This is a genomic window from Micromonospora sp. NBRC 110038, from assembly GCF_020884815.1.
GTDB classification, from domain to species: Bacteria; Actinomycetota; Actinomycetes; order Mycobacteriales; family Micromonosporaceae; genus Micromonospora; species Micromonospora haikouensis.
In genome coordinates, this window is the sequence record NZ_BBOL01000001.1 from 367,584 (window position 1) to 391,396 (window position 23,813).

At 71.5% G+C, this 23,813-nt stretch carries 17 protein-coding genes and 1 tRNA gene; 8 read left to right on the forward strand and 10 right to left on the reverse strand.

Features of this window, described 5'->3' with window-relative positions; genetic code table 11:
* Positions 1–63 precede the first annotated feature (63 nt).
* Positions 64–136: transfer RNA gene (locus LPU61_RS01610), tRNA-Ala, on the forward strand.
* 214 nt (positions 137–350) lie between these two features.
* Here the strand turns inward: LPU61_RS01610 and LPU61_RS01615 are convergent.
* The 5 genes from LPU61_RS01615 to LPU61_RS01635 form a co-directional block, all read right to left on the reverse strand.
* Positions 351–1,718 (reverse strand): aspartate aminotransferase family protein, encoded by a 1,368-nt coding sequence (locus LPU61_RS01615; protein ID WP_229403856.1) that lies wholly within the window; start codon positions 1,716–1,718, stop codon positions 351–353.
* A gap of 63 nt (positions 1,719–1,781) precedes the next feature.
* Positions 1,782–3,158 carry a methylaspartate mutase gene (locus LPU61_RS01620; RefSeq protein ID WP_229403857.1) on the reverse strand — a complete coding sequence of 459 codons (1,377 nt, stop codon included), beginning with the start codon at positions 3,156–3,158 and terminating at the stop codon, positions 1,782–1,784.
* A complete protein-coding gene (locus LPU61_RS01625; protein ID WP_229403858.1) occupies positions 3,151–3,693 on the reverse strand; it encodes a cobalamin-dependent protein in 543 nt (180 codons plus the stop codon). Before LPU61_RS01625 ends, LPU61_RS01620 begins: the two co-directional genes overlap by 8 nt.
* Positions 3,694–3,773: 80 nt before the next feature.
* The gene (locus LPU61_RS01630) at positions 3,774–5,198 is read right to left on the reverse strand and encodes a fatty acid desaturase (protein ID WP_229403859.1); all 1,425 of its coding nucleotides are present in this window, start codon (positions 5,196–5,198) and stop codon (positions 3,774–3,776) included.
* Positions 5,199–5,246: 48 nt separating this feature from the next.
* Complete coding sequence (locus LPU61_RS01635; RefSeq protein ID WP_229404547.1) at positions 5,247–6,800, reverse strand: pyridoxal-dependent decarboxylase; 1,554 nt, start codon at positions 6,798–6,800, stop codon at positions 5,247–5,249.
* Between the two features lie 225 nt (positions 6,801–7,025).
* On the opposite strand from LPU61_RS01635, the gene LPU61_RS01640 reads away from it, so the two are divergent.
* Entirely contained in the window at positions 7,026–7,211 is a 186-nt protein-coding gene (locus tag LPU61_RS01640; protein WP_229403860.1) for a hypothetical protein, read from the forward strand.
* Between the two features lie 91 nt (positions 7,212–7,302).
* On the opposite strand, the gene LPU61_RS01645 is transcribed toward LPU61_RS01640, so the two are convergent.
* Positions 7,303–10,266 carry an AfsR/SARP family transcriptional regulator gene (locus LPU61_RS01645; RefSeq protein ID WP_229403862.1) on the reverse strand — a complete coding sequence of 988 codons (2,964 nt, stop codon included), beginning with the start codon at positions 10,264–10,266 and terminating at the stop codon, positions 7,303–7,305.
* A gap of 104 nt (positions 10,267–10,370) precedes the next feature.
* Positions 10,371–11,381 (reverse strand): DMT family transporter, encoded by a 1,011-nt coding sequence (locus LPU61_RS01650; protein ID WP_043962088.1) that lies wholly within the window; start codon positions 11,379–11,381, stop codon positions 10,371–10,373.
* A gap of 136 nt (positions 11,382–11,517) precedes the next feature.
* Between LPU61_RS01650 and LPU61_RS01655 the strand changes: the two genes are divergently transcribed.
* Complete coding sequence (locus LPU61_RS01655; RefSeq protein WP_043962089.1) at positions 11,518–12,174, forward strand: CGNR zinc finger domain-containing protein; 657 nt, start codon at positions 11,518–11,520, stop codon at positions 12,172–12,174.
* Between the two features lie 511 nt (positions 12,175–12,685).
* Entirely contained in the window at positions 12,686–13,936 is a 1,251-nt protein-coding gene (locus LPU61_RS01660; RefSeq protein WP_229403863.1) for a hypothetical protein, read from the forward strand.
* 48 nt (positions 13,937–13,984) lie between these two features.
* Here the strand turns inward: LPU61_RS01660 and LPU61_RS01665 are convergent, their stop codons facing one another.
* Both LPU61_RS01665 and LPU61_RS01670 read right to left on the reverse strand, forming a co-directional pair.
* On the reverse strand, positions 13,985–15,208 hold the full coding sequence (locus LPU61_RS01665) for a helix-turn-helix domain-containing protein (protein ID WP_229403864.1): 1,224 nt from the start codon (positions 15,206–15,208) through the stop codon (positions 13,985–13,987).
* Positions 15,205–15,348 carry a hypothetical protein gene (locus LPU61_RS01670; protein WP_199485977.1) on the reverse strand — a complete coding sequence of 48 codons (144 nt, stop codon included), beginning with the start codon at positions 15,346–15,348 and terminating at the stop codon, positions 15,205–15,207. The genes LPU61_RS01665 and LPU61_RS01670 overlap by 4 nt, the downstream gene beginning before the upstream one ends.
* 229 nt (positions 15,349–15,577) lie before the next feature.
* Here LPU61_RS01670 and LPU61_RS01675 point away from each other — a divergent pair, with 229 nt between their 5' ends.
* Genes LPU61_RS01675 through LPU61_RS01685 form a run of 3 tightly spaced genes read left to right on the forward strand, consistent with a single transcriptional unit; the run spans position 15,578 to position 17,462 of the window.
* Positions 15,578–16,426 (forward strand): DUF5753 domain-containing protein, encoded by an 849-nt coding sequence (locus LPU61_RS01675; RefSeq protein ID WP_043962092.1) that lies wholly within the window; start codon positions 15,578–15,580, stop codon positions 16,424–16,426.
* The gene (locus LPU61_RS01680) at positions 16,416–16,604 is read left to right on the forward strand and encodes a DUF397 domain-containing protein (RefSeq protein ID WP_043962093.1); all 189 of its coding nucleotides are present in this window, start codon (positions 16,416–16,418) and stop codon (positions 16,602–16,604) included. The genes LPU61_RS01675 and LPU61_RS01680 overlap by 11 nt, the downstream gene beginning before the upstream one ends.
* 60 nt (positions 16,605–16,664) lie before the next feature.
* Entirely contained in the window at positions 16,665–17,462 is a 798-nt protein-coding gene (locus LPU61_RS01685; RefSeq protein WP_043962094.1) for a GntR family transcriptional regulator, read from the forward strand.
* Between the two features lie 36 nt (positions 17,463–17,498).
* On the opposite strand, the gene LPU61_RS01690 is transcribed toward LPU61_RS01685, so the two are convergent.
* A complete protein-coding gene (locus LPU61_RS01690) occupies positions 17,499–20,927 on the reverse strand; it encodes a helicase-related protein (protein WP_229403865.1) in 3,429 nt (1,142 codons plus the stop codon).
* Between the two features lie 195 nt (positions 20,928–21,122).
* Between LPU61_RS01690 and LPU61_RS01695 the strand changes: the two genes are divergently transcribed.
* A complete protein-coding gene (locus LPU61_RS01695; RefSeq protein WP_043964058.1) occupies positions 21,123–23,798 on the forward strand; it encodes a DEAD/DEAH box helicase in 2,676 nt (891 codons plus the stop codon).
* Positions 23,799–23,813 lie beyond the last annotated feature (15 nt).

Consider the following 23,813-nt stretch of genomic DNA (forward strand, 5'->3'; position numbering starts at 1 on the left):
GACCATGCGGGCGGGCGTGTGTATAGTTCTCTCCGTGCCCGGGAGACCGGGGGCGAACAGCAAGGGGCCGTGGCGCAGCTGGTAGCGCACCACACTGGCAGTGTGGGGGTCAGGGGTTCGAGTCCCCTCGGCTCCACCGACCGCACGTAACGTGCGACCCGGTGGTCTTTCAACACGAGAAATGCCCCGCCCGATTCCGGGCGGGGCATTTCCGTCCCCACCCCCACCCCCACCCTCGGCTCGGTGATCAAGAGAAATGCGTCAAAGTTGATCTCGACGATGACGCAAACCTCTTGATCACCGTGCCGTTGAGGGTGGGGTGGGGGTGGGTGGGGGTGGGGGCCTGCCGGTCAGGCATCGACGTAGTGGTCGGCGACCTCCAGCGCCTCGTCGAGGATGTCCAGCCCCCGCTGGGCGTCCTGTTCGGAGATGACGCAGGGCGGCACCACGTGCACCCGGTTGAAGTGGGTGAACGGCCACAGGCCCCGCCGGCGGCAGGCCGCCGCCAGCTCGTTCATTGGCGCGGCCTGGGCCGGGGTGGGGGCGAACGGCACCAGCATCTCCCGCGTCCGCCGGTCGCGGACCAGCTCCACCGCCCAGAACGCGCCGAGCCCCCGCACCTCGCCGACGCTCGGGTGCGACTCGGCCATCTTGCGCAGCCGGGGGCCCAGGACGTGCTCGCCGAGCCAGGCGGCGTGCTCGACGATCCCCTCGTCCTCCATGGCCCGGATCGTCGCCACGGCGGCGGCGCAGGCCAGCGGGTGGCCGGAGTAGGTCAGGCCGCCGGGGTAGGGGCGGTCGGCGAACTCCGCGGCGACCCGGTCGGAGATGATCACGCCGCCGAGCGGGACGTACCCGGAGTTGACGCCCTTGGCGAAGGTGATCAGGTCGGGCACGACGCCCCAGTTGTCCACCCCGAACCACGTCCCGGTCCGGCCGAAGCCGGTCATCACCTCGTCGGTGATCAACAGGATGCCGTACCGGTCGCAGATGGCCCGGACGCCGGGCAGGTAGCCGTCCGGGGGCACCAGGATGCCGTTGGTGCCGACGATGGTCTCGATCAGCACGGCGGCGATGGTCGTCGGCCCCTCGAACTGGATGACCTGCTCCAGGTGCTCCAGCGCCCGCGCGCACTCCTGCTCGGCGGTCTCGGCGTGGAACGCCGACCGGTACGGGTACGGCCCGAAGAAGCGGACCACCCCGGCCGTGCCGGTGTCGGTGGGCCACCGGCGCGGGTCGCCGGTCAGGTGTATCGCCGTGTGCGTGGCACCGTGGTACGACCGGTAGGCGCTGAGCACCTTGGGGCGACCGGTCACCAGCCGGGCCATCCGCACCGCGTGCTCGTTGGACTCCGTGCCGCCGTTGGTGAAGAACACCCGGTTCAGGTCGCCCGGCGCGTGCTCGGCGATCAGCCGGGCCGCCTCGGAGCGCTGGTCGTTGGCGAAGTGCGGGGCGATGGTGCACAGCCGGGCGGCCTGCCGCTGGATCGCCTCGACCACCCGGGGGTGGGCGTGGCCGATGTTGAGGTTGACGAACTGCGACGAGAAGTCCAGGTAGCGGTTGCCGTCGTAGTCCCAGAAGTGCACGCCCTCCCCGCCGGCCACCGGCAGGGGGTCGATGTGCGCCTGCGCCGACCAGGAGTGGAAGACGTGGGCCCGGTCGGCCGCCCGGACGGCTGCCGCCGCGCCCGGGTCCGGCTGCTGGTTCGGAGAGTGCATTCTGCTGTCCTTTCGGGGCTTTCGGGTGCGGGCTGTCGGGAGGGCAGTCGACGGTCGGGGCGCTCAGGCCGGCACCGGGAACGCCCGCTCGTGGTGCAGGAAGTAGTCGATGTCGGCGCTGACCGTCTCGATGAACCGGCCGGGGTCGCCCGCCCCGTGGCGCAGCAGGTCGGCGTTGCGCCGCCGCACCTCGGCGGAGAAGGGCAGGTTGCCTGCCCCCCGGTAGCGGATCGCCCCGGTGTGGTCCCGGCCGGGGACGACCTCGGACCGCGCGTGGACGCTCGCGCTGAACGGCACGTCGAGCCGGCCGGCGTCGAACGCCGCCACGATCGCGCCGGCCAGGTCGTCGCCGTCGAGCACCGGATCGACCAGCTCGGCGACCTCGCGCTGCAGCCAGTGCATCTCCTCTCGCACCCGGTCCTCGTCGAGGCGGACGAAGTCGAGCAGCGCGGAGCCGCCGAGCAGGGCGGTGTGGATGCCGGTGGCGTTGGCGGCGGCGTCCGGGATCCCGTACGCCTCCTGGTTGGTCTTGTTGATCACCTTGTCGGCGCCGCCGAGCCGGGCGACCAGGCCGCCGTAGAGGACGAGCGCGTCGGCGGCCCGGCGGTCGCGCGGGAAGACGCCCATGAACTCGTGCAGCACCGGGTAGACCTCGACGTCCGCCGGCAGATACCGCGCGGCCAGCTCGCGGATCGACCGCAGGGCGGCGACGTCCTGGTGCACCTCCCCGCCCTGCGGGTAGGCGATCGACAGGCAGCGCACCCCTTGCGCAACGGCGGCGCGGGCCTCCAGCAGGGTGACGGCGAGGCTGATCGACGGCGGCACCAGCACGGCGGTGAGGGTGCCGAACAGCTCCCGGTCGACGAGCACGCCCGCCTCGGCGAGCCGGCCGCAGACCGCGTCGACCTGCCGCCAGCACTCCAGCGACGTGGCCAGCGGGACGTCCTTGCAGTACGGGATGTTGTAGCCGATCCCGCCGCCCTCGAAGGAGGTGAAGCCGGCGGCGAGCGACACCGCGAACAGGTCCCGGGGGTCGGGCGAGCCGTGCCGGATCTCCAGCGGCACGTCGACGGTGGCGACCAGCTCCCGGCCGCGTTGCCAGCCGTGCGTCACCAGGGGATAGCCGTTGAGGTCGGCGGGGTTCTCCCGCAGCACCCGGGCGGCGTGGTCGAACTGCCGCAGCCGGGTGAACGAGTCGATCGTCACGGTCAGCATGCCCGGGCCGGCGGGCGCGAGCGAACGCAGCAGCTCGATCATGGCGTCGTGCGACCCGACGCCGCAGCGGGGCTGCACGATCGGCCGGCCGGCGCGCCGGGCCGCCCGCAGCGCCGCCACGGCGGTCGGTGCCCCGCTGTCGCGCAGGTGTGCCACGGTCTCCGCCCAGGACGGCAGGCCGTCGGCGGTGGCGTCCGCCAGGTGCAGGTCGGCCCAGTCAGCCACGGCTGCCCACCGCCGTCCGGGACTCCCGCTGGCCGGCCGCGCGCGTGCCGGTGCCCTGCGGGTGGGCCGCCCGCACGCCGGCCCTGGACCGGGCGTTGCGCTTCTTCGCGCGCCGGGTCGCGCCGGGCGCGGACGCGCGCAGCAGGTCCAGCACCAGCGGCAGCTCGTAGGGGTTCTCCAGGATGTGGTCGACTCCGAGGGCCCGCAGCCGGTCGTGCACGTCGTCGGCCTTGTGGCTGCCGACCGAGAGGTTCCCGCCGAGGATCACCGGGCGGGCGAGCCGCCCGGCGGCCCGCAGCGCCGGCAGGTCCCGCAGGTCCGCGTGCGCGTGCCCGTTGAGGCTGCCGATGATGACCGCCTCCGCCTCGGGGTGCGCATCGACGGCGTCGGCGAACTCGGTCAGCGGCGTGCAGACGCCGAGGTTGACCACGTCGAAGCCGTGCTCGCGCAGGTGCATCGCGATCAGGTGGTTGGCCACGGCGTGCGCGTCGCTGCCCGCCACGCCGAGGATGACGAGGTGTCGCGTGGTGTCCATGATGCTCCCGTCCGGGCCGTCGGGCCCTCGTGTCGTGGGTGGTGGGCGGCGGGGCCGCACCGGCCCCGCCGCGCGGCCGGTCAGTCGTCGAAGGCGGCGAACAACTCGCGGTCGCTGGTCTCCGCGAGGCGCTGCGGGTCGAACTCGTCCGGGTCGGCCTCGGCCAGCGAGTCGAAGACCAGGTTGATCGCGGGGATCAGGCCCCAGATCTCCCGGTACGGGGGCCAGCCCCGGTGCCCGCCGTCGATGTCGGCCTGCCGGGCGAAGATGTAGTTGGCCCAGTCCCGGCTCATCGGGCGGCGGTGGTGGAAGTCGTGGCAGACGGTGTCGCCGGTGAGCACCAGGTAGCGGGAGGGGAAGTGGACCAGCAGCATCCGGGTCCACCAGCGGGCCCAGGCGCGCACCGCGGGCCCGCCCCGCAGGGAGCTCGCCGGGGCGGGCTCGCCGATGAAGATGGCGTTGGTGAGGCTCGCGAAGTACGCCTTGCCGCGGCGCTGGGTCTGCCAGGGGGCCGGGAACGTGTGCTTGACGCAGAGCCGCAGGGTGTTGCTGATCTGGAAGAACACGGTCATCGGCAGCACCCAGCCGACCAGCACCAGGGGCCAGGCGTGCGCGACCGTGGCGAGCGCGGCGACGGTGGCGTACCCCGTGGCGGTGACGGCCCGCTCGGTGCGGCTGGCGGCGTGGCTGTAGGAGCGGATCCGGGCCCAGAGGAACCGGGCGTGGAACACCGGCGAGGCGAGCCGGCCCAGCACCCGTCGCCACATCTGCCGGCGGGTCATCCCGGGGCGCAGCCGCAGGCTGACCAGGAACGCCTGCACGGTCGGGTCGCGCAGCGTCATGTGGTGCAGCGCGTGGTGGTCGGCCACGTGCTCGGCGCTGTAGCGCTCGAAGTGCTGCACCATCAGCACCCCGGCGACGATCTTGCCGAGGATCTGGTCCGGCCGCTTGCGGGCCCACATGTTGCGGTGGGCGCACTGGTGGAACACCATCATGCGCAGGTTGCGCGCGCCGTGCAGGGTGCTCGCCCAGCCGGGCACGAGCAGCGCGAGCCACCAGCCCGACAGGGCCAGGGCGGCCCCGGTGGCCGCCAGGCCGACGGCGACGGACCCGGTCGCGGTGACCAGGTGGACGGTCGGGGTCAGCCGCAGCGGCCGCTGCCCCGTGTGCGGCCGGCCGGTGAGGAAGGTCAGCGGGAGCTGGGCGAAGCCGGGCAGCCGCCGCATCGAGTCGCGGACGCTGTTGTCGGCCGAGTCGCGGGTGTCCCGCTCGGCGACCGTCAGCCGGCCGGGCCGCTGGTCGGCCCCCGCCGGCCCGCCGGCCCGGGTTCCGGGGCGGCGGGGCGCGGTGACGGTCGGCTGGTGCGGTTCGCCGGTGGCGGTGCGGGTGCGGTGCGGCGCGGTGCCGGCGGGCCCGTGCGGTTGCGTGGCGACGGTGCGGCGCGGCGCGGGGACGACGGCGCCGTCCGGGTCGGCGGGCCGCGCAGAGGCGTCGATGGTAGTCATTTCTCCCCTGTTTCTCTCTGCTCGAAGGCGGCGGGAGGGCCCGCCGCGCTAGCGGCTCGCCCGCGCCGACCGCTCCAGGTCGGCGGCGGTGGCGAGGATGTCGTCGATGACGCGGTCCAACTCGTCGGTGGTCGTGGCCGGGTTGAGCAGCATCAGCTTGAGGAAGACCGGGGACGACCCGTCGGGCCGGCGCACCCGGGTGCGGGCCAGCAGCGTGACGCCCCGGGTCATGAGCTGCCGCCGCAGCTCGCCGTTGAAGGCGTCGGCGTCGCCGTCGTGGCGGTAGCGCAGCAGCACCGTGCTCATGGACGGCCGGGCGGCCAGCTCCAGGGCGGGCTCCGCCTCGACCCGGTCGGCGGCGTGGAGGGCGAGGTCGTGGCAGCCGTCCACCATCGCGGCCATCCCGTCGCGGCCCAGCGCGTTCATCGTGACGGCGATCTTGAAGGCCTCCGCGCGGCGGGTCGCCTGCACCGAGTTGCCGTACAGGCCGATGAAGCCGGCCTCGGCGTCGTCGTCGGCGTTCAGCGTGGTGGTCTGCTGCGCCAGCGGCGTCATGACGCTCGCGTCGCGCACCAGGAAGATGCCGGAGGTGGCCGACGTCCAGCCGAACTTGTGCAGGTCGAGCGTCACCGAGTCGGCCTCGGCGATGCCCTCCAGCCGGGGGCGCAGCCGGGGGGAGAACAGGGCCCCGCCACCGTACGCGGCGTCGGCGTGCAGCCACACGCCGTGCCGGCGGGTCACCTCCGCCAGCGCCGCCACGTCGTCGACCCAGCCCTGGTCGGTCGCGCCGACACAGGCGATCGCCGCCACCGGGACCACATCCTCCGGCAGGCCCGCCAGAGTGCGCTCCAGCTCGTCCGGCAGGAGCCGCCCCAGCTCGTCGGACGGCACCCGGACGATCATGTCCTCGCCCAGGCCGACGATGCCCACCGCCCGGCCGATGGAGAAGTGGGTGGCGTCGGTGGCCAGCACCACCGGCCGCTTGTCGAGCCCGGTGAGGCCCTGCGCGAAGGGCCGCCACCCGCACCGCTGCGCCAGCACCCGGTCGCGGGCCGCCAGCACGGCCATCAGGTTGGAGATGCTGCCGCCCGCGGTGATGGTGCCGCCCGCGTCCGGTCCGTAGCCGACCAGCTCGCCCAGCTCGCGGATGACGTAGCGCTCCAGTTCGAGGGCGTACGGGCCGCTCTCCCAGGCGTGCAGGGACTGGTTCAGGATGCCCACCACCAGCTCGGCGGCGGCGGCGACCGGGGTGGGCGGGCACTGCATGCGGGCCACCGCGGCCGGGTGGCTGACGTCGACCGACCAGGTGGCGTAGTCGCGCACGAACCGGCGGAACGTCTCCAGGGGATAGCCCGGCTCCGCCGGCAGCAGCGGCCCGCCGAGGGAACGCCGGGCGGCCTCCCGCACCGCCGCCGGACCGCCGGCGGTCACCGGGCCGGGCCGGTCCAGGGTCACCTCCCGCAGGGTCTCCAGCGCGACCGCGGTCAGCGCCTGCACGTGGTCCAGGCCGGCGAGGCTGCCGGCCGGCGGCAGCACGGCGTCCACCACCTGACGGGCGGCCGAACCGTCCGCGACCGTCTCCATCGGGGTGCTCTCTTGCATGATCGTCACTGCGGTCTCCTCGACTCCGGCTCCGTTCGCCACGTCGGCGGTGGCGGCTGACGTCGGAGGAAATCCCCGGCTGCCCTTCGGTCGGCTATGGCCCGGCTATCCGGCGGGCGGGGCGGCGCGGCCCGCAGATCGGTTAGCCCGGGGATAGGACTTCGATAGCCGGCCGGGGACACAGGTGGCAGACGCGATCCGCACCCATCCCCGTGGAGGTAACCGATGATCCGCCTGCTGCTGGCGACGACTGCCGCCGTCCTCGCCGTCGCGGTGCCCGCCGGTCACGGCACCGCCGCGACGCCCGACCTGGTGCCGGAGACCGGCTGGGGCGCCCCGGCCGGGCACACCGTCGCACCGATGGACGAGACCGGCTGGGGAGCGCCGCCCGCCCACCAACCACGGCGGTGAGACCGCACGGGCCCGCCCGGTGAGACGGGCGGGCCCGTGAGGTGGGCACGGGGCGGGGCCGCCGGTGGGACCGGGCGGCCCCGCCCCGCGCCTACCCGGACACGTCCGCGAGGGCGCGCAGCGCGCGGGCGTGCCACACCCGCGCCTGCAACTCCCCGAAGATGTCCGCCGCCCGGCGAAGCTGGTCCGCCGCCTCCGCCCGGTCCCGGTCGGGCAACTGGGACAGCTCGTACAGCGCCTGCGCCTCCACCACCCGCTCGACGACCTGACCGGCGATCTGCCGGGCCCGGGTCAGCATCGCCCGCGCCTTCGCGAGCCGCCCGTCGCGGCCGTACACGACACCGAGGCCGTGCAGGGCGTACGCCTCACCCGTGCGGTCGGAGGCGGCCCGCACGATGTCGAGCGTGCCCTGGAACGACTCTTCGGCGCGGCGCAGCTCGCCGGAGCGCAGATACAGCTCCCCGAGCCGGTGCAGCACCTGCGCCTCGACCCGCCGGGCCCCCGCGTCCCGGCAGATGGTGAGCGCCTCGCCCAACAGGGCCTGGGCGGCGGCCGGATCGCCCTGCTCCAGCCGGATCCCCGCGATGCTCACCAGCACGTGCGCCCGGCCCACCAGGTCACCGACCGAGCCCAGCCCGGCCAGCGCCGCCTCGTACCCGCGCAGGGCCGCCCGGTCGTCGCCGCGCAGCCGGTTGAGGTAGGCGAGGTTGCGTTCCACCAGCGCCACCCCGTGCCGCTCGCCGAGGGGACGCAGGATCCGCAGCGCGGCGGTGAACATCCGCTCGGCCTGCCCCGGGTCCCGCAGGAACATGTGCATCGCGCCGAGGGAGTGCAGCGTTATCCCCTCACCGCGCCGGTTGCCGCTGCGCCGGGTAGCCGACAGGGCGAGGTCGGCGGTCTCCGCCCACTCGTCGAAGTAGCTGCGGGCCTCGAAGAGCGTCACGAGGGTGAACGCGAGATCCCAGCACAGCTCGTCGAGGCCGAGGGCGTCGGCCTGCCGCACGGCGGAGACCAGGTTGCGCCGCTCCAGCTCCAGCCAGTCCATCGGCCGGCCGAGCAACCCGTCGGTGACCGTACGGGGCACCGGCCAGCGGGCGGCAGCGCCGTGCACGATGGTGAAGTCGCCCCCGTACTCCCGGCGGTGTGCCTCCTCGGCCACGGCGAGCCAGGCGCCGAGCACGTGCCGCACCAGCGTCTCGCGCTCCCCGGCCTGCTCCTCGGCCAGGAGGCGCTCGCGGGCGAAGACCCGGACGAGGTCGTGCAGCCGGTAGCGGGTCGAGCCGCTCTGCGGGTGGCCGTGCGCCTCCAGCAGCCGCACGTCGACCAGCTGCTCCAGCAGGTCCTCCAGCACCGACGGCGGCTCGTCGAGCAGCGGCGCGGTCACCCACAGCGGGAAGTCCTCGCAGTCGAGCAGCGCCAGCCGCCGCAGCAGCCGCCGGGACCGCTCCGGCAGGCTGTGGTAGCTCAACCCGATGGTGGTGCGGATGCACAGGTCGCGGTGGACCAGCTCGTCGAGGAGCTGCGACTGGTCCCGCAGCCGGTCCACCAGGCGGCTCACCCGCCAGTGCGGCCGCGAGGCCAGGCGGGCACCGGCGATGCGCAGCGCCAGCGGCAGCCACCCGCACAGCCGCGCCAGCTCGTCGGCCTGCACGGGCTCGGCGGCGATCCGGTCGCCCACGATCTGGTGCAACAGGGCCACGCTCTGCTCCGGCGTCAGGGCATCCACGTCGACCTCGTGCGAGCCGGCGAGGGTGCCGAGCCGGGCCCGGCTGGTCACGATGACCGCGCAGCCGTCCGTGTTCGGCAGCAGCGGCGCGACCTGCGTCTCGTCGGCGGCATTGTCCAGCAGGATCAGCACCCGCCGCCCGGCGAGCCGACTGCGGTACAACCCGATCCGCTCGGTCAGGTTGTCGGGGATCGCCGGACCGGCCACGCCCAGCGCCCGCAGGAAGCGGTCCAACACCTCCGCTGGGCGCTCCGGGCTGGGCGACGGCCCGCCGAGGTTGGCGTAGAGCTGGCCGTCGGGGAACCGGTCCACCAGCGAATGCGCCACGTGCACGGCCAGGCTGGTCTTGCCCGCCCCGCCCGGGCCCGTGATCACCGCGAGCGGGGCGAACCCCCGGTGCCCCGGGTCGGCCTCGGCGGTCAGCAGGTCGCGGATCTCGCCGACGAGCTTCTGCCGGCCCGTGAAGTCCGCCAGGTCCCCCGGCAGCTGGTGTGGAACGTCCGGACCGTGCGCACCCGGCGACGCGGGCCCCGTGGCGGCGACGGGCGGCGTGACCGGGGACGCGGCGGGCGTCGCCGGAAGGTCGAGCTGGGGCGCGCGGGACAGGATGGCCCGCTCCAGCCGGCCCAGCTCCGCGCTCGGCTCCATGCCGAGCTCCTCCACGAACAGCGCCCGCGCCCGTCGGTACGCCTTCAGCGCGTCGGCCTGCCGGTCGGCCCGGTAGAGCGCGAGCATGAGGTGGGCGTGCAGCCGTTCCCGCAGCGGATGCCGGGCGATCAGCGCCTCCAGCTCGCCCACCAGCTCGTCGTGGCGGCCGAGCGTCAGCTCCAGCCGGATCCGCTCCTCGACGGCCGCGCCGCGCCGCTCGTCGAGCCCCCGCCGCCACGCCTCGACCGGCTCGCCGGGCACGCCGGCCAGGGTCGCGCCGTACCAGAGCGCGTCGGCGGCCCGCAGCCGGGCGACCGCCTCGGCCACCTGGCCCTCGCCGCCGAGGTGCCGGCTCTCGGCGACGAGCAGCTCGAACCGCCCCGCGTCCAGCTCCGTGGGGGCCAGCCGCAGCAGGTAGCCGCCGAAGCGGGTCTCCAGGGCGTCCTTGCGGCCGACCTCGCCCAGCAGGCGGCGGAGCTGCGACACGCAGATCTGGATCTGGGAACGGGCCGTGGACGGGGGATGGCCGTCCCACACCGTGTCGATCAGATCCTCCACCTGGACCGCCCGACCCCGGTTGGCGGCGAGGATGGCGAGGACCGTGCGGGCGCGGAGCCCGGGAATGTCGAGCCGGCGGTCTTCGTGGGTGATCTCGATTGGCCCAAGGACCCGTAGCTGCACGACCTTCCCCTGACCGTCGCCGAGTGTCCACTCAGGCTAACAGTGGGTACTTGCCGCCGCAGTGGCGCGAAGCGGCGGCGGCCGGTGGCGCGTAACCGGCCTCCTCAGCCGACCCGGAGCCGCTGCAGGTGGACCACCGCGCCGATGACCAGCAGGCCACCCGCGATCTGGACGGCGTTGAGCGACTGGCCGAGCCAGGTCCAGGCGAGGACCGCGCTGAACACCGGCTCCAGGCAGATGTTCACCGCCCCCGCGTGCGGGCCGACCCGGGCCGTGCCCCAGGAGAAGAGCACGAAGGGGGCGAGGGTGCCCAGGATCGCGACGAAGAGCACCCCGGGCAGCAGGTCGTGCCGCCCGACGATCTCCGGCACGCCCTGCGGCGCGAAGTAGAGCAGCCAGGCCACACTGGACACGGCGAACGCGTACGTGTTGGCGCGCAGCGCGCCGTACCTGCGGGTGGCCCGGCTGCCCAGCACCGAGAAGGCGGCCACGCCGACGGCGGTGGCGATGCCGAAGCCGACCCCGAGGAGGTTCACCTCGCCCAGCGGCGTGGTGGGCAGCTCCACCACCAGGGCCACCCCGGCGAGGGCGACGACCAGCCCCAGGGCGATCGCGACGCCGAGCCGGCACCGGCCGAGCACCACCAGCCACCCCACCACGAACGCCGGGGCGAGATTCTGCAACACCATGGCGACCGCGACCGGCAGGTGGCTGATGGCCAGGAACAGGCACGCGTTGGCCACGGCGATCGCCAGGCCGAACGCGACGACCAGCGGCCAGTCGATCGGCTCCGTGCGCCTCGGCGTGCCGGGACGGCGGCGGGCCAGGGCGAGCAGCAGGCCGAGCCCGGCGAGGCTGATCAGGGTACGGGCGGCGACCAGCTCGGCGGGGCGCAGCCCGGAGTCGAACAGGTCGCTGGCGACGGTGCCGCCGAAGCCCCACAGCGCGGTGGCGACGCACACGGCGAGCAGCCCGAGCCGTCGCGCGCCGGGGTCGGGCGCTTCCTCGTCGGGGTCAGGGCGGGCGTCCCGCTCCTCGCGGTGGGCTTCCCGCTCGTCGGGATGGGCGTCCCGCTCGTCGGCGGACGAGGGGTTCAGGTCGGCGGATGCCGTCATGGAGTCACCTCGGCGTGGTCGTCGTGCGTGTCGGTCCGGTTGCGGACGGTGGTACCCGGTGCGATGCCGACTGTAACCTCTAAACTTCTTGAGTGGTTACCGACGTGTGGGATGGGACGATGTGGGAGGTGGGACCGTGAAGCGCCAGGAGGCACCCGGCCGGCTGGAGGTCGTCCGGTCCTTCGTCAACACGCTCGATCTGGAGCGCGGCGTCGACGAGCTCGACACGGTCGAAGGGCTGGCCGGCTGGCTCGCCGCCGCTTCGTCACTTGCCGCTCTCCCTGCTGGGTCGCCCCGGCCTGGTGGGTCAACCCGGCCGGGCGTGCCGCCCGCGCTGACCGAGGCGGACCGGCGGGCGGCGGTGGAGTTGCGCGAGGCGCTGCGCGACACCATCGCCGGCACCGGGGCCGCCGCTGTTGTCCCCCTCGGGCCCTCCGCCCCCCGGGTTGCTGCCCCCGCCCCGGCGGCTCTGGAGCGGCTCAACCGCGTCGCCGCGCGGCTGCCCGTACACCTGCGGTTCGCCGACGCCGCGACGCCGCAGTTCGTCCCCGAGCGTGCCGGCATCGACGCGGTGCTGGCCGGGCTGCTCGGCGTGGTGGCCGTCGCCGCGCTCGACGGCACCTGGGGTCGGCTGAAGATGTGCCCGGCCGAGGACTGCCGGTGGGTCTTCTACGACCACGCCCGCAACCGGACGGGGGTGTGGTGCCAGATGGCCGAGTGCGGCAACCGACGCAAGGTACGCGAACACCGGACGCGGCAGCGCGCCGCGTCGACCACGCCCCGTGAGGTGTAACTGGCGGGGTTGAAGACGAGGATTCGGCAGATCTTGGAAGATTTCGGCCCCTGGAGGGGCCATTTCGCTCCAAGATCTCCCAGCCCCACCCACGATCTTGCGGTTGCGGCCCCACGATAGGGCGTGTTGTTCCTTTTGTCGGGGCCGCAACTGCAAGATCGCGGGGCAGGGGGCGGTAGGCGGTAGTGGCCGTCGATGGTGAGGGTCGACGCACGGCGTTGCCGGAGGCGGGGCGGTCCTACCTGCGGGCGGCGGTCGGCTGTGGGCTCCGCGTGGAGCCTCCTGCCTGCTGTTTCGCCCGCACGTCACCACCGGCACCTTTTCGGCGTTAGCAGAGCGACGTACCAACGTTGGTGTCCCCGAATTGCTATCAACCATGACAAATGCATTCCACTCTCCTCAAGCGGACTTCGTGGCCCCAGAGGTGCTTTCGTCGCGTAGCTACAATGCGGCTGCCGCTGTCAGGGCGCACCAGGGAGAGGCGCGGATGCTGGGAATTGCGAGGAAAGTCGTGACGACGATGAGCATCTGGCGTAGAAGTCTGTGGCGCTATCGGGTCACCACTGCGGGAATTGCGCTGACCTCCTTCGGGGCCGCCACCGCGATCCACAACCCTCCTGTTGCGATCAGCGTGCTGGCGGCAACTGCCGGCTGTTTCGTTTCCGTGCTGGAAATCCGTGCCAATCGTCGCCGGGCCCGGTTGGTGCGGTTCCAGTCGCGGGACGGCGACGACTACAGCGACCTGTCGAGTCAACTCAGCAGTCTGGGGACCATCGTCAAAAGCGCACACGACGTCGGCGTGGTCATGGCGAAAGAGTGCGCGCGGCTCCGCGACCAGCCCGTCAGGGCCGAGCTTGAAACCTCGCCATATCGCCTCCCTCGCGAGCTCAGGATCTGGTCGTTCGACTTTCTTGCGCGTCGTGCCCGCGTCGCTGCCATGTACAACGGTGACATTATCGGCCTGGCCTCCGATGTGCCATCCGGTGACGAGGACGCGGCTGTCAAGCTGAGGCCCGGCCGCTATTTCGACTTCTTTTGCAGCAACCTGATGGCTCCGTTCGACGTATGGGGAACGGGTAGGAAGCTGCCGCTTCTGCGGGGAAGGGAGTTGATCCTCGACCAGGGTGGGAAACTGCTGACCTTTCGGCGCAGCCGACTCGCCAACACTGTCGGCGTGTCCTCGCTGGCCTTCACGGCGGACGGCCAACTGATCCTCGTGGCCCAGGCCAAGGACAATGTGGGCAGCCCTGGCCTCATCGCCCCGTCCGGCTCTGGCGCTCTTGAACCCCGCGACGTGCCACAGGATGGCACCGGGCTGACGCTCGGAGACATCGTCCGCCGCGGTGCGGAGCGGGAGTTGCGGGAGGAATGCCACATCAGCGAGCAGGACATCGAGGTCAGCGCGATCGTGGGGCACGGTCGGTGGGTCAGCCGGGGTGCCATGCCGGAATTCTGCGTGGTCACCCTGCTCCAACTCACCAGCGACGAGGTGCTCGATCGGGCTGTCCGGCTCGTCGAGCGCCCCTACGTCACCGAGGTGCTGGCCGTCGACCTGGCACCGATCACGAGATGGAACCCGAGGAAGCCGTTGGCCATGCTGCCGGAAGAGATCAGAGGATCGGCGTCATGGCCCCTTGCCCTCGGCCTGGCCTGCCTGGCTCAGTCCATCCTCGACCAGGACCAGTCGTGGCCGCTGGGGCAGGAGTTGATGCAGCGGCTGCCTGCCCAGAGGCAGCGACGGCCTGTGCGTGAAGGCGCGTGACCGAGGCCGCCCTCATTTCAGATGGCCGACGTCGAACGGGAAGATCGGTCACCTGCGGGTCAGGCCGACGGTGGCGGCGAGGCGGGCCACGTCGGCGGCGGTGGGGCCGGCGCGGAGCACGGCGGTCAGCGCGGCGTGGGCGGCGGGGCGAAGGCGGGTCTCGGCCGGGGCGATGCCGTCGGCGGTGACAAGGGCGCGGCCGGCGGCATGATGGTCGCCGAGGTCGAGGTGGGCGCGGGTGATGTCGACGAGGTGGGCGGCCCGGTGTTCGGCGGGGAGCAGACGCCAGGTGTCGTCGCCGGTGGCCCGCCGGTGGGCGGCGACGGCCCGATGGTGGTCGCCGAGGCGCATGGCGGTCAGTGCGCGGGTGAGTTCGACGGTGGTGGGGCCGAACCCGATGCCGTCGTGGTCGTCGTGGTGCCGCTCGCCGTGGCTGGCGGCGAGCTGGGCCGCCCGGTCGGTGAACTCGGCAGCGGCGGCGACGGCCCCGCACGAGGCGGCGGCGAGAGCGGCCTCGGTCAGCAGGGTTCCTGTCAGCGCGGGCTCCTCCGGCAGGAACGCCCGGGACTCGGCGAGGTCGAGGCAGTGCACGGCGGCCGCGGCGGCACCCATCGCCAGCTTGCCCTGACGTAGCGCCCGGAGCGCCTGGGAGACGGAGACCGCCGCCAGGCCGGCCAGCCGTGGATCGTCGGCGGCCCCGCTCATCGCCCGGTCGGCCGCCAGCCAGGCCAGGTCGGCCTTGCCGAGCTTGACCAGCACCTGGGCGGCGAGCCGATAGACCCGCACCGGCAGGTCGGCGGCGGACGCGTCGCCAGCCGCGCGGGCGTCGGCGAGCAGGTCGGGCAGCATCCGCAACACCTGGGCGTGGTGGCCGTTGCGGTACGCCGTCCAGGCGTACCCGATCTGGTCGGCAGGCTGGCGCGGCGACGACGCCGACTGGCCGTCGCCACCGATTCTCGGTACGTCGTAGCGCGCCAACGCCTCGCGCACCCGCTCCACGGCGCTGCCGGTGCCGGTGCCGGTGGCCGAACCCCGCTGGGCCCGGCCGCCGAGCAGGACGGCCGGGGCGACCCCGAGGGTCGCGGCCACCGTCTCGATCACCGAGAACCGGTCGAGGGTACGGACGCCGCGCTCGACCTTGTCCACCCAGCTCTTCGACCTGCCGATCCGGTCGGCGAAGACCTGCTGGCTCATGCCCCGGCTGACGCGCAGCTCCGCCACCCGCCGCCCGATCGGCGGCTCGTCGCCGGTGCGCCGTGTAGGCCGGGTCACCGCTCCCGCTCCGTCGGCGGCATGGCCAACGTGGACTCCCCGCAGCGCGGACACCACCGCGACTTGACCCGGAAGGCCAGCAGCCCGAGCAGGAACCCCGGCACCAACCCGCCGAACACGATCGACACAACTTCGGACATCACGATCACTCTCACCTCTGGCAGGGCGGGAAAACGGGCGTTGCCGCGCCGCCCTCGGCCGTGCAGCTTGACCTGCTCCGCGAACCTCACGCTGCGGAGCGATCCGTGGGCGTAATGTGTCCAGGGTTGCGCATCAAGTGATGCAAGGCAAGTCCTTGTTCTGCGTCAATCTCCGATTAGCATCGGACTCGGGGCACACGAGTGGACGGGTCTGAGGCAGAATCGCGACATGCCTCGATTCACGCCAGCGACACCGCGCTCCCGCCGCCTCGGCCGGGAGCTGCGCAAACTCCGCGACGCCAAAGGTCTGACCGGTGAGGACGCGGCGAAGCTCGTCCGCTGCTCGTCGTCACGGATCAGCCGGATCGAGTCCGGCGAGATCAAGCCCCGTGCGGGCGACGTCATGGAGCTGCTGGTCGCGTACGGCATGAGAATCGACGAGGAGCCCGCCACGTCCCTGCTCGAACAGGCCCGCGACCTGCGCGAGGAAGGATGGTGGCAGCGCCTCGGCGGCCGGTACGCGACGTACATCGCCTACGAGGAAGAGGCCGCCGAGCTGAAGAACTTCGAGCCTATGTTGGTGCCGGGGCTGTTGCAGACCGAGCGCTATGCCCGCGAGGTCAACATGATCGGCCGGGAGTCCGACAAGGACACCATCAGCCAACGCGTCGCCGCCCGGATGACCCGGCAGAAGGTGTTGCATCGCGAGCCCGCGCCGCTTCGGCTGCACGCCATCCTGTCCGAGGCGGCGGTGCGCACGGAGGTCGGTGGCCCGGAGGTCCTACGCGAGCAGCTTGACCAACTGGTCACGTTGAGCCGCCTGCCCAACGTGACCATCCAGGTCCTACGCTTCGAGGCCGGCGCCCACCTGGCGGTCAGCAGCGGTTTCGCCCTGCTCGCCTTCGAGCAGGACGAGCCACCATTGGGCTACGTCGAGACCCTGGCCGGTGAACTGTTCCTCGAATCGGCTCGCGACCTGGCGCGGCTGACTGACGCGTACGACAATTTGAAGACGCTGGCACGCTCGCCGGCCGAGTCCGTCAAGTTCGTCAAGGAGCTGATCAGGCATGAGGCGTGACCTCTGGCGCAAGTCGACCCGATCCGGGAACAATGGCCAGTGCGTCGAGGTGCGCGACCGGGGTGCTCAGATCGACGTGCGTGACTCGAAGTTCCCTGCGGCCGCCGTGCTGAGCTTCGACCCGGTTGCGTGGGCGACCTTCACTGACAGCCTCAAGGTCGACGGTATCCGCGCGTAACTGAATCATTGCCGTGGTCGTCTTGACGCAAGCCGGTGCGGCAAATCCAAGGGGTCATCCATGGCCGGCAAGGAACCGCCCAACTACCTGCGAGTCGTTGACGACCTGCGTAGGCGGATCCTCTCTGGCGAGCTGGCCCCCGGCGACAAGCTCCCCACCGAGAAGGAACTCCAGCAGCGCTGGGGCTTCTCCACCACGATCGTCAAGCACGCCCTCACGCTGCTCCGCAGCGAAGGACTCATCGAGGGGCGGCGCGGGTCGGGCAACTACGTTCGCGACCGGACACAGCTCGTGCGTCGTGCCCACTCTCGGGACATGCGCAAGCGCATCGGCAGCACTTCGCCGTTCGCCCGGGACAGCGAAGCCGCAGACAGGCGGCCGAGCTGGGAGGCGCACAGCGAGAGGATCCCGGCAGCACCGCAGACCGCAGAGCGGCTCGGCATACAGCCCGACGAGCCGGTCATGTTCACCAGGTACCGCTACCTGGCTGACGGGGTCCCCATCCAGCTCGCCTACTCGTACGAGCCGCTGGCCATCACCGGCGGCACGCAGGTCGAGTACCCGGAGCAAGGTCCGGTCATCGGTGTGGTTGCCCGCATGGACTTCATCGGCGTGGCCATCGACAGGTTCGTGGAAGAGGTCACCACTCGGCCGGCGATGCCCGAAGAGGCGGAGGCCCTCGGACTCGACCGGCGCGGCGGCATGTGGGTGATCGCGGTCGAGCGCACCTACTACGCCGGGCAGACCGCAGTGGAGACCGCCGACATCGTCTTTCCCGGTGACCGCTACCGGCTCGTATACGAGGTGCCCGTCGATCCCTGGTCGCCACCTTGCAGTCCGAGACGCCCTGACAACTAGACCTCGCCGAACTGAGGTGTCCCCTAGCTTTATAACTCAGAAAGGTGCCGAGCCGGCGGCCCAGGCCTTGGTCCAGCTGGCCCGGATGCCGGTCGCGGCGAGGTCGCCGAAGCTGACGCCCGCGAAGGGGTCGGCGACGTACCGAACCTGGTCGTGCTCGGGGCCGGCCTTGCTGACGGTGACCAGTGCGAGCCGGTAGTGGGGGACGGCGTTCTTGCCGGTGACGACCTCGTTGTGGGTGACGTAGAAGTCCTCAGCACCCTCGATGCGGGCCTTGACCTCGATGCGGATCGAGGCGCTGCCGTCGGTGGGGATGGACAGGATGTCGTACCCCGGGTTGTTGAATGCCTGTTCGCGCGGCTCCCGGCCGAGCGCGCGCTCGGCGGCGAGCACCAGCTCGACGCCGCGCCGCTCGACGGCCTTGGTTTCCTTGGCATGGATCGGCGCCTCGGCGGGGATCTCGGCGTCGACCATCGACAACGGCAGCACGAGCGCGGCCGTCATGATGCGCGGCGGCTTGGTCACCAACTGAGCCTGCTGGTCGAGCAACGCCAGCCGGGCCTGCCGGCGGACCTGGAGCTCCTGCGCCTTGCGTATCAGGCTGTCGGAGCTCTCCTTCGGCTTCGTGCCGGCTTGCTCCTTCTCCTGGGCGGCGATCGCCTCCCCGGTCAGCCGGTTCGACTCGTGCGCCAAGCGCTGGTCGACCCGTGCCCGGGTGCGCTCGATCTCGGCGAGGCGGCGGGGCGAGACCTCGGCCAGATAGTCCTTGAGCTGGTGCCCGATGATCCAGGTGCGGGCCCGGGCCTCGGCCTCACCAAGCCATGGCAGCTTCAGTGCAGCGGCGACAGCCGGGGTTCGCGGGGCGGCCACGCAGTCGAGGTACGGCGCAGGTCCGGCTGGCCTGACCTGGCCGGTGGCGTCGACGTAGGCGTAGCCGAAACGGCGGGAGATCGACTCCCCGGTGCCGTCGACCACCTCCTCGACCACGCCTACCAGGAGGGCCGGCTCCTCGATCTCCGGGGAGACGAGGACGGTGCCCCGATCGAGAACCGGCCGGAGCTGGGTGATGGTGAGTTCGGCTACGGCGTCGTGGAGGGGATGGCCGGGGGCGAGCAGGTCGGCGCGGGGCTTGTCGGCCACCTCGATGCAGTCGAGCTCGAACGTGACCCGTTCGTAGCGGGTGGCCACCGGCCCGTGCCTGGTGACGGCACGTACGGCAGCCGGAACATGGGTGATCTCGTAGCGGCCACGCTCGCGCCTGGCGAGCCGGCCGCCGAGGCGCTGGAAGGCGAGGCGGAAGGCCCACTCGATGTAGTGGGGTTGCAGCCGGCGGGCGCGGGCCTCCTCCATGAGCCGCTGCACCTGGGCCAGGTCGGCGTCCGGCATGGCGTCGTGGGTGAGCGCGCGTTCCTCGAGGAGTTCCTTGAGGCCGTGGGCGACCGACGCGTCGATGACCTGCTCCATCTTGGCGCGGGTCTCGGGGAGGTCGCCGTAACGAATAGCTTTGATCAACAGGTCGCGCAGGGGCGTTTCGTCGAAGGCTGCGCCCAAGACGTCGAAGACCTTGCCGCCATAGGCCTTGCGCTGCTCCTCGACCTTCTGCAACAACCGGGTGAAGACCTCGCCCTCGCGGGTGTTGGCGGCCACGAGATTCCACAGCCGGCACACCTCCGTCTGCCCGATCCGGTGGATTCGGCCGAAGCGCTGCTCGATCCGGTTGGGGTTCCACGGAAGGTCGTAGTTGACCATCAGGTGGGCGGCCTGAAGGTTGAGCCCCTCACCGGCCGCGTCGGTAGCCAGGAGCACCTGGCAGCCCGGGTTCTTGGTGAACTCCTCGGTGACGGCCCGACGGTCGGCACGGCGGACCCCGCCGTGGATGGCCTGCACCGTGTCCGGCCTGCCGAAGAGCGAGCGGATCTTGCGGGCCAGATAGTCGAGGGTGTCGCGGTGCTCAGTGAAGATGATCAGCTTGCGTGGTGTGTCGGCGTCGGGATTGATGAGGTCGTTGTCCACCAGGATCTTGCGAAGCTCGACCCACTTGCGGTCCGTATCGAGCTCACGGACGCGGCGGGCGACCCGGATGAGCTCGTCGAGCTCGGCCAGCTCGGTGTTGAGTTCGGCGATCGTGCGGGCTGCCGTTGCGGAGTCGAGCAGTTCCTCTTCGAGCTGCTCGACTTCCTCGGCGCTGTGCTCGTCGTCGTCCCAGTCCTGCGGATCGATCGGGGTGGGCTCGTCGCCGACGCCCCGGCCGTGGAGCAGGTCGTCTCGGCGTCGCCTGAGTCGTTGGGCGCGGCGCACCAGGGACTGATGGATCGCCTCTGGGCTGGAGGCCAGGCGTCGCTGGAGCACCGTCAATGCGAAGCCGACCGTGTTACGGCGCTTGTCGTCCAGCCGCTCGGCCCGGTTCATCCCCTCGCGCACGTATTCAGTCACGCGCTCATAGAGGCCCTGCTCGTCAGCGGTCAGTTCGTAGGGGATGGTTTGGGCGATGCGTTCGGGGAAGAGCGGCTTGCCCTCGAAAGTGAGCAGGTCCTCCTTGACCATGCGGCGCATCAGCCCGCTCGTGTCCGCGTTGTGGACGCCGGCGTTGAACCTGCCCTCGAAGCCGTCGCGTTCGAGCAGGGTGAGGAAGAGCTGGAAGTCCTCCTCCTTGCCCGCGTGCGGCGTGGCTGTCATCAGCAGCAGATGACGCGTGCGGTCGCGCAGGCTCTCGCCGAGCTGGAAACGCCGGGTCTTGTTGACCTTGCCGCCGAAGTAGTGCGCGCCCATCCGGTGCGCCTCGTCGACGACGACGAGGTCGAATTCGGCGTCGTCGAGGTGCGAGGCCAGGCCGTCGTTGCGCGCGAGCTGGTCCATCCGCGCGATGAGCAGCGGATGCTGCTCGAACACGCTCGACCCGAGGGCGGCGTCAACCATGGCCGTGGAGAGGATGTCGAAGCGCAGGCCGAATTTGAAGAACAGCTCGTCCTGCCACTGGTCGACCAACCCGCCGGGCGCCACGATCAGGCAGCGTTTCACGTCGTCGCGGAGCAGGAGCTCCTTGATGTAGAGGCCCGCCATGATCGTCTTGCCGGCGCCGGGGTCGTCGGCCAGCAGGAACCTCAGCGGCATGCGGTCGAGCATCTCGCCGTAGACGGCACGGATCTGGTGAGGCAACGGCCGCACGTCGCTGGTGGCCACCGCCAGCATCGGGTCGAACAACCCGGCCAGGGAGATCCGCTGGGCCTCGGCGACCAGCCGAAAGTCCTGAGCGTCGGCGTCGAACGGGCGGCTGCCCGCGTCGGAGAGGCTCAGCTTGGTCTCGTCGGCCCGGAAGAGCACCTGCTGGCGCAGACTGCCGTCGAGGGTCTTGTAGGTCAGCTCGACGGCAGTCTGGCCGTGCCACTGCGCCGCGAGCACCGAGACTGTCTCGCCGGGCACCACCCCGCTGACCCGGAGGCCGGGCGAAAGATCCTCGAGCCGCACCAGTCACCTCCAGACCGACAACCCGTAGAGCCTACGGGCGAGCACCGACACTACTGACGACCGGGAAATCGGCACAGCTCGGCAGATGCCACAGACGCCGTGCGTCAGCTTCCCGACAGCGGTCCTCGGAGAGCCCGTTCGGGTAAGGGGTGCACTACGATACCGTCCCTAAACCCCTCGATATCTGCGGTGAGCATGAACAAGACGGAGCGCGAAGAGATTCGTCGCCTCACGGCCGACTTCAGGCAGTGGAGTCACCGTGCCGAGGAAGTACAGAACTGGCATCGGGCTGTGCAGGACGCGGCCAGCAACGATGAGCGATCGTTGCAGGCGCGCAGCGTCATGGTGGGTCGGGCTGGTCAGGCGGCCTGGCAGGTGCTCGCACTCCGGGCGAGTGACGCGGGTGTGGTCGGGCGGCTCTGGGCACGCGCCACACTCCCCGTGCCGACGAGCGGCGAACAGGCGTTGCTGCGCGTCCTCGCCACGGACATCCCCCGCCTCATCGCCGAGGTCGCCCCCGCGCTCGGCATGCGTCGCTTCTTCACCGGGGCGGAGAGGAAGCACGCGGCGGAGCAGGCGGGCATGCTTCTGCGCCGTCACCACGAGGCGGTCCTCCGGGGCCATGGACCCCGTCGGCTGGAACGGCTCGGTGCCTTCACCGCATCCGTCGACCCACGCCGGCTCGGTTTCCCGGCGCTGCTCGATCCCGCCCTGCGCTTCGGCCTCGTCTCCGGACACCGCGGCCCGGCACCCGAGCTCCTGGATCGGTCGGTCATCAGCGGCCTGCCGGAGGCGCTGGATGCCATCACCAAGGTCGTCGCAGGTGAGGCCGCATACCGGTCGGCGGCACAGGCGGCAGGCGAGAAGGTCAGACGCGCCGAGGTGCAACGGGTTCTTCAGGAAATGCCCACGGAGGCGTTGAAGACAGCTACCCGTGATCGTCTCCGACTGGGTGCGCTCACCGAGGCGGGGATCAGCACTGTGCAGGAGGTGCTGAGCCACGGCCGGTCGCTTCAGGCATTGCCGGGCGTGGGGGAGACGTCCGCGCGGCGGATGCTCGGGGCGGCGCAGGCCCTCTGGCAGACGACGTACGAAGAGATGCCGGTCCGCATCGACATCAACCGCCGCCGTCCGGAAACCACCGAGTTGCTGCGCCGCCTCGCCGACTGGGACGCGTGTCGCCAGACCCGGGGAGCCGCTGCGGACCTCGAACGGGCTGCCGAACTCGCGCCACTGCGGGCAGCGCTCGGCAGCGAAACCACCCACCTGCTCGTCGTCCCGATCAGGCAGCTTGCCGTCGCAGGGCTGACAGAGAGCATCCAGACCGTCAAGCGGCGAGCCGAGTTGCTTGGCATGTCTTCCGCATCCGGCCGCACGAGCGTCGGCGCGGACCCGTGGGAAGACTTCCTCGCCCGGCCCGCCGACTACTTCGCCATGCTCGCCGAGTTGGGGTTCGTCACCGAGGACGAGAACGCGGTGCACGGTGATCTTCCTGAAGAGATCATCCAGGCGGTGCGCGACCAGGCGCTCAACGGTGAGCATCTGACGGCGTCGCTGCGCGGGTACCAGAGCTTCGCTGCCCGCTTCGCCCTCGTGCAGCGCAAGGTCATCATCGGGGACGAGATGGGCCTCGGTAAGACCGTCGAGGCGATCGCGGTGCTGGCACACCTGAAAAGCAGGGGCAAGACGCACTTCCTGGTGATCTGTCCGGCCGCTGTGGTGACCAACTGGATGCGCGAGGTCTCCCACAAGTCGAAGCTGAAGGTATGCCGGGTCCACGGGCCGGAACGCGACCGCGCGGCTCGCACGTGGATGCGCGACGGCGGTGTCGCCGTCACGACCTACGAGACACTGGCCTGGTGGGAGCCTGCGCTGGGGGAACTCCGCGACCTGGCGTGCGTCGTCGTCGACGAGGCCCACTACATCAAGAACCCGCAGGCACAGCGGACGAGGCGGACGAGGCGACTCGTGACGCGCGCGGACAGGGCGATTCTGCTCACCGGCACGCCGCTGGAGAACAAGGTCGACGAGTTCCGCAACCTGGCCTCCTACGTACGACCGGATCTCACCGTCGACGCCACCGACCTGTCGCCTCGGACGTTTCGCCGGCAGATCGCTCCGGCGTACCTGAGACGGAACCAGGAGGACGTGCTGACCGAACTCCCGGAGCTCATCGAGGTCGAGGAGTGGCTTCCCCTGTCGGCGGCTGACAGTTCGCGGTATCGCGGTGCGGTCGAGCGCGGCAACTTCATGGAGATGCGCCAGGCGGCGATGCTCCAGGGAGCCCAGTCCACAAAACTGCAGCGCCTTATCGAGATCGTCCGCGAGGCGGAGGAGAACGAGCGTCGGGTCATCGTGTTCTCCCACTTCAGGGAGGTGCTCAGTCTGGTCGCCCGGTCGTTGCCCGGCCCGGTCTTCGGGCCACTCACCGGGTCGGTGCCAGCCGCGCAGCGCCAGCAGATGGTCGACCAGTTCTCGGCCGCCAGGCACGGTGCCGTCCTGGTGGCCCAGATCGTTGCCGGCGGTGTCGGGCTCAACATCCAGTCGGCATCCGTCGTCGTCATCTGCGAACCTCAGCTCAAGCCCACCACCGAGGCACAGGCCATCGCCCGTGCGCACCGGATGGGGCAGGTGCAGTCGGTGCAGGTCCACCGGCTGCTCACCGAGGACAGCGTCGACGAGCGGATCACCGAACTCCTGGCCGGGAAGAAGCGGATCTTCAACGACTTCGCCCGGGTCAGCGACATGGCCGATTCCAGCCCGGAGGCGGTGGACCTGTCAGAGGCTGAACTCGTCCGAGCGGTGGTGGCAGCCGAACGGCAGCGCCTCTTCGAACGGGGCTCCGCTGCCCAAAGCGACGCGGCCGACTGACTGCGGGCTATACCT

What these genes read in the sequence shown, in the direction of transcription:
- LPU61_RS01695 (WP_043964058.1), top strand. Translation starts at nt 21,123, where the DNA reads ATGAACAAGACGGAGCGCGAAGAGATTCGTCGCCTCACGGCCGACTTC.
- LPU61_RS01650 (WP_043962088.1), bottom strand. Translation starts at nt 11,381, where the DNA reads ATGACGGCATCCGCCGACCTGAACCCCTCGTCCGCCGACGAGCGGGAC.
- LPU61_RS01615 (WP_229403856.1), bottom strand. Translation starts at nt 1,718, where the DNA reads ATGCACTCTCCGAACCAGCAGCCGGACCCGGGCGCGGCGGCAGCCGTC.
- LPU61_RS01630 (WP_229403859.1), bottom strand. Translation starts at nt 5,198, where the DNA reads ATGACTACCATCGACGCCTCTGCGCGGCCCGCCGACCCGGACGGCGCC.
- LPU61_RS01640 (WP_229403860.1), top strand. Translation starts at nt 7,026, where the DNA reads ATGATCCGCCTGCTGCTGGCGACGACTGCCGCCGTCCTCGCCGTCGCG.
- LPU61_RS01680 (WP_043962093.1), top strand. Translation starts at nt 16,416, where the DNA reads ATGAGGCGTGACCTCTGGCGCAAGTCGACCCGATCCGGGAACAATGGC.
- LPU61_RS01670 (WP_199485977.1), bottom strand. Translation starts at nt 15,348, where the DNA reads ATGTCCGAAGTTGTGTCGATCGTGTTCGGCGGGTTGGTGCCGGGGTTC.
- LPU61_RS01675 (WP_043962092.1), top strand. Translation starts at nt 15,578, where the DNA reads ATGCCTCGATTCACGCCAGCGACACCGCGCTCCCGCCGCCTCGGCCGG.
- LPU61_RS01625 (WP_229403858.1), bottom strand. Translation starts at nt 3,693, where the DNA reads ATGGACACCACGCGACACCTCGTCATCCTCGGCGTGGCGGGCAGCGAC.
- LPU61_RS01635 (WP_229404547.1), bottom strand. Translation starts at nt 6,800, where the DNA reads ATGCAAGAGAGCACCCCGATGGAGACGGTCGCGGACGGTTCGGCCGCC.
- LPU61_RS01685 (WP_043962094.1), top strand. Translation starts at nt 16,665, where the DNA reads ATGGCCGGCAAGGAACCGCCCAACTACCTGCGAGTCGTTGACGACCTG.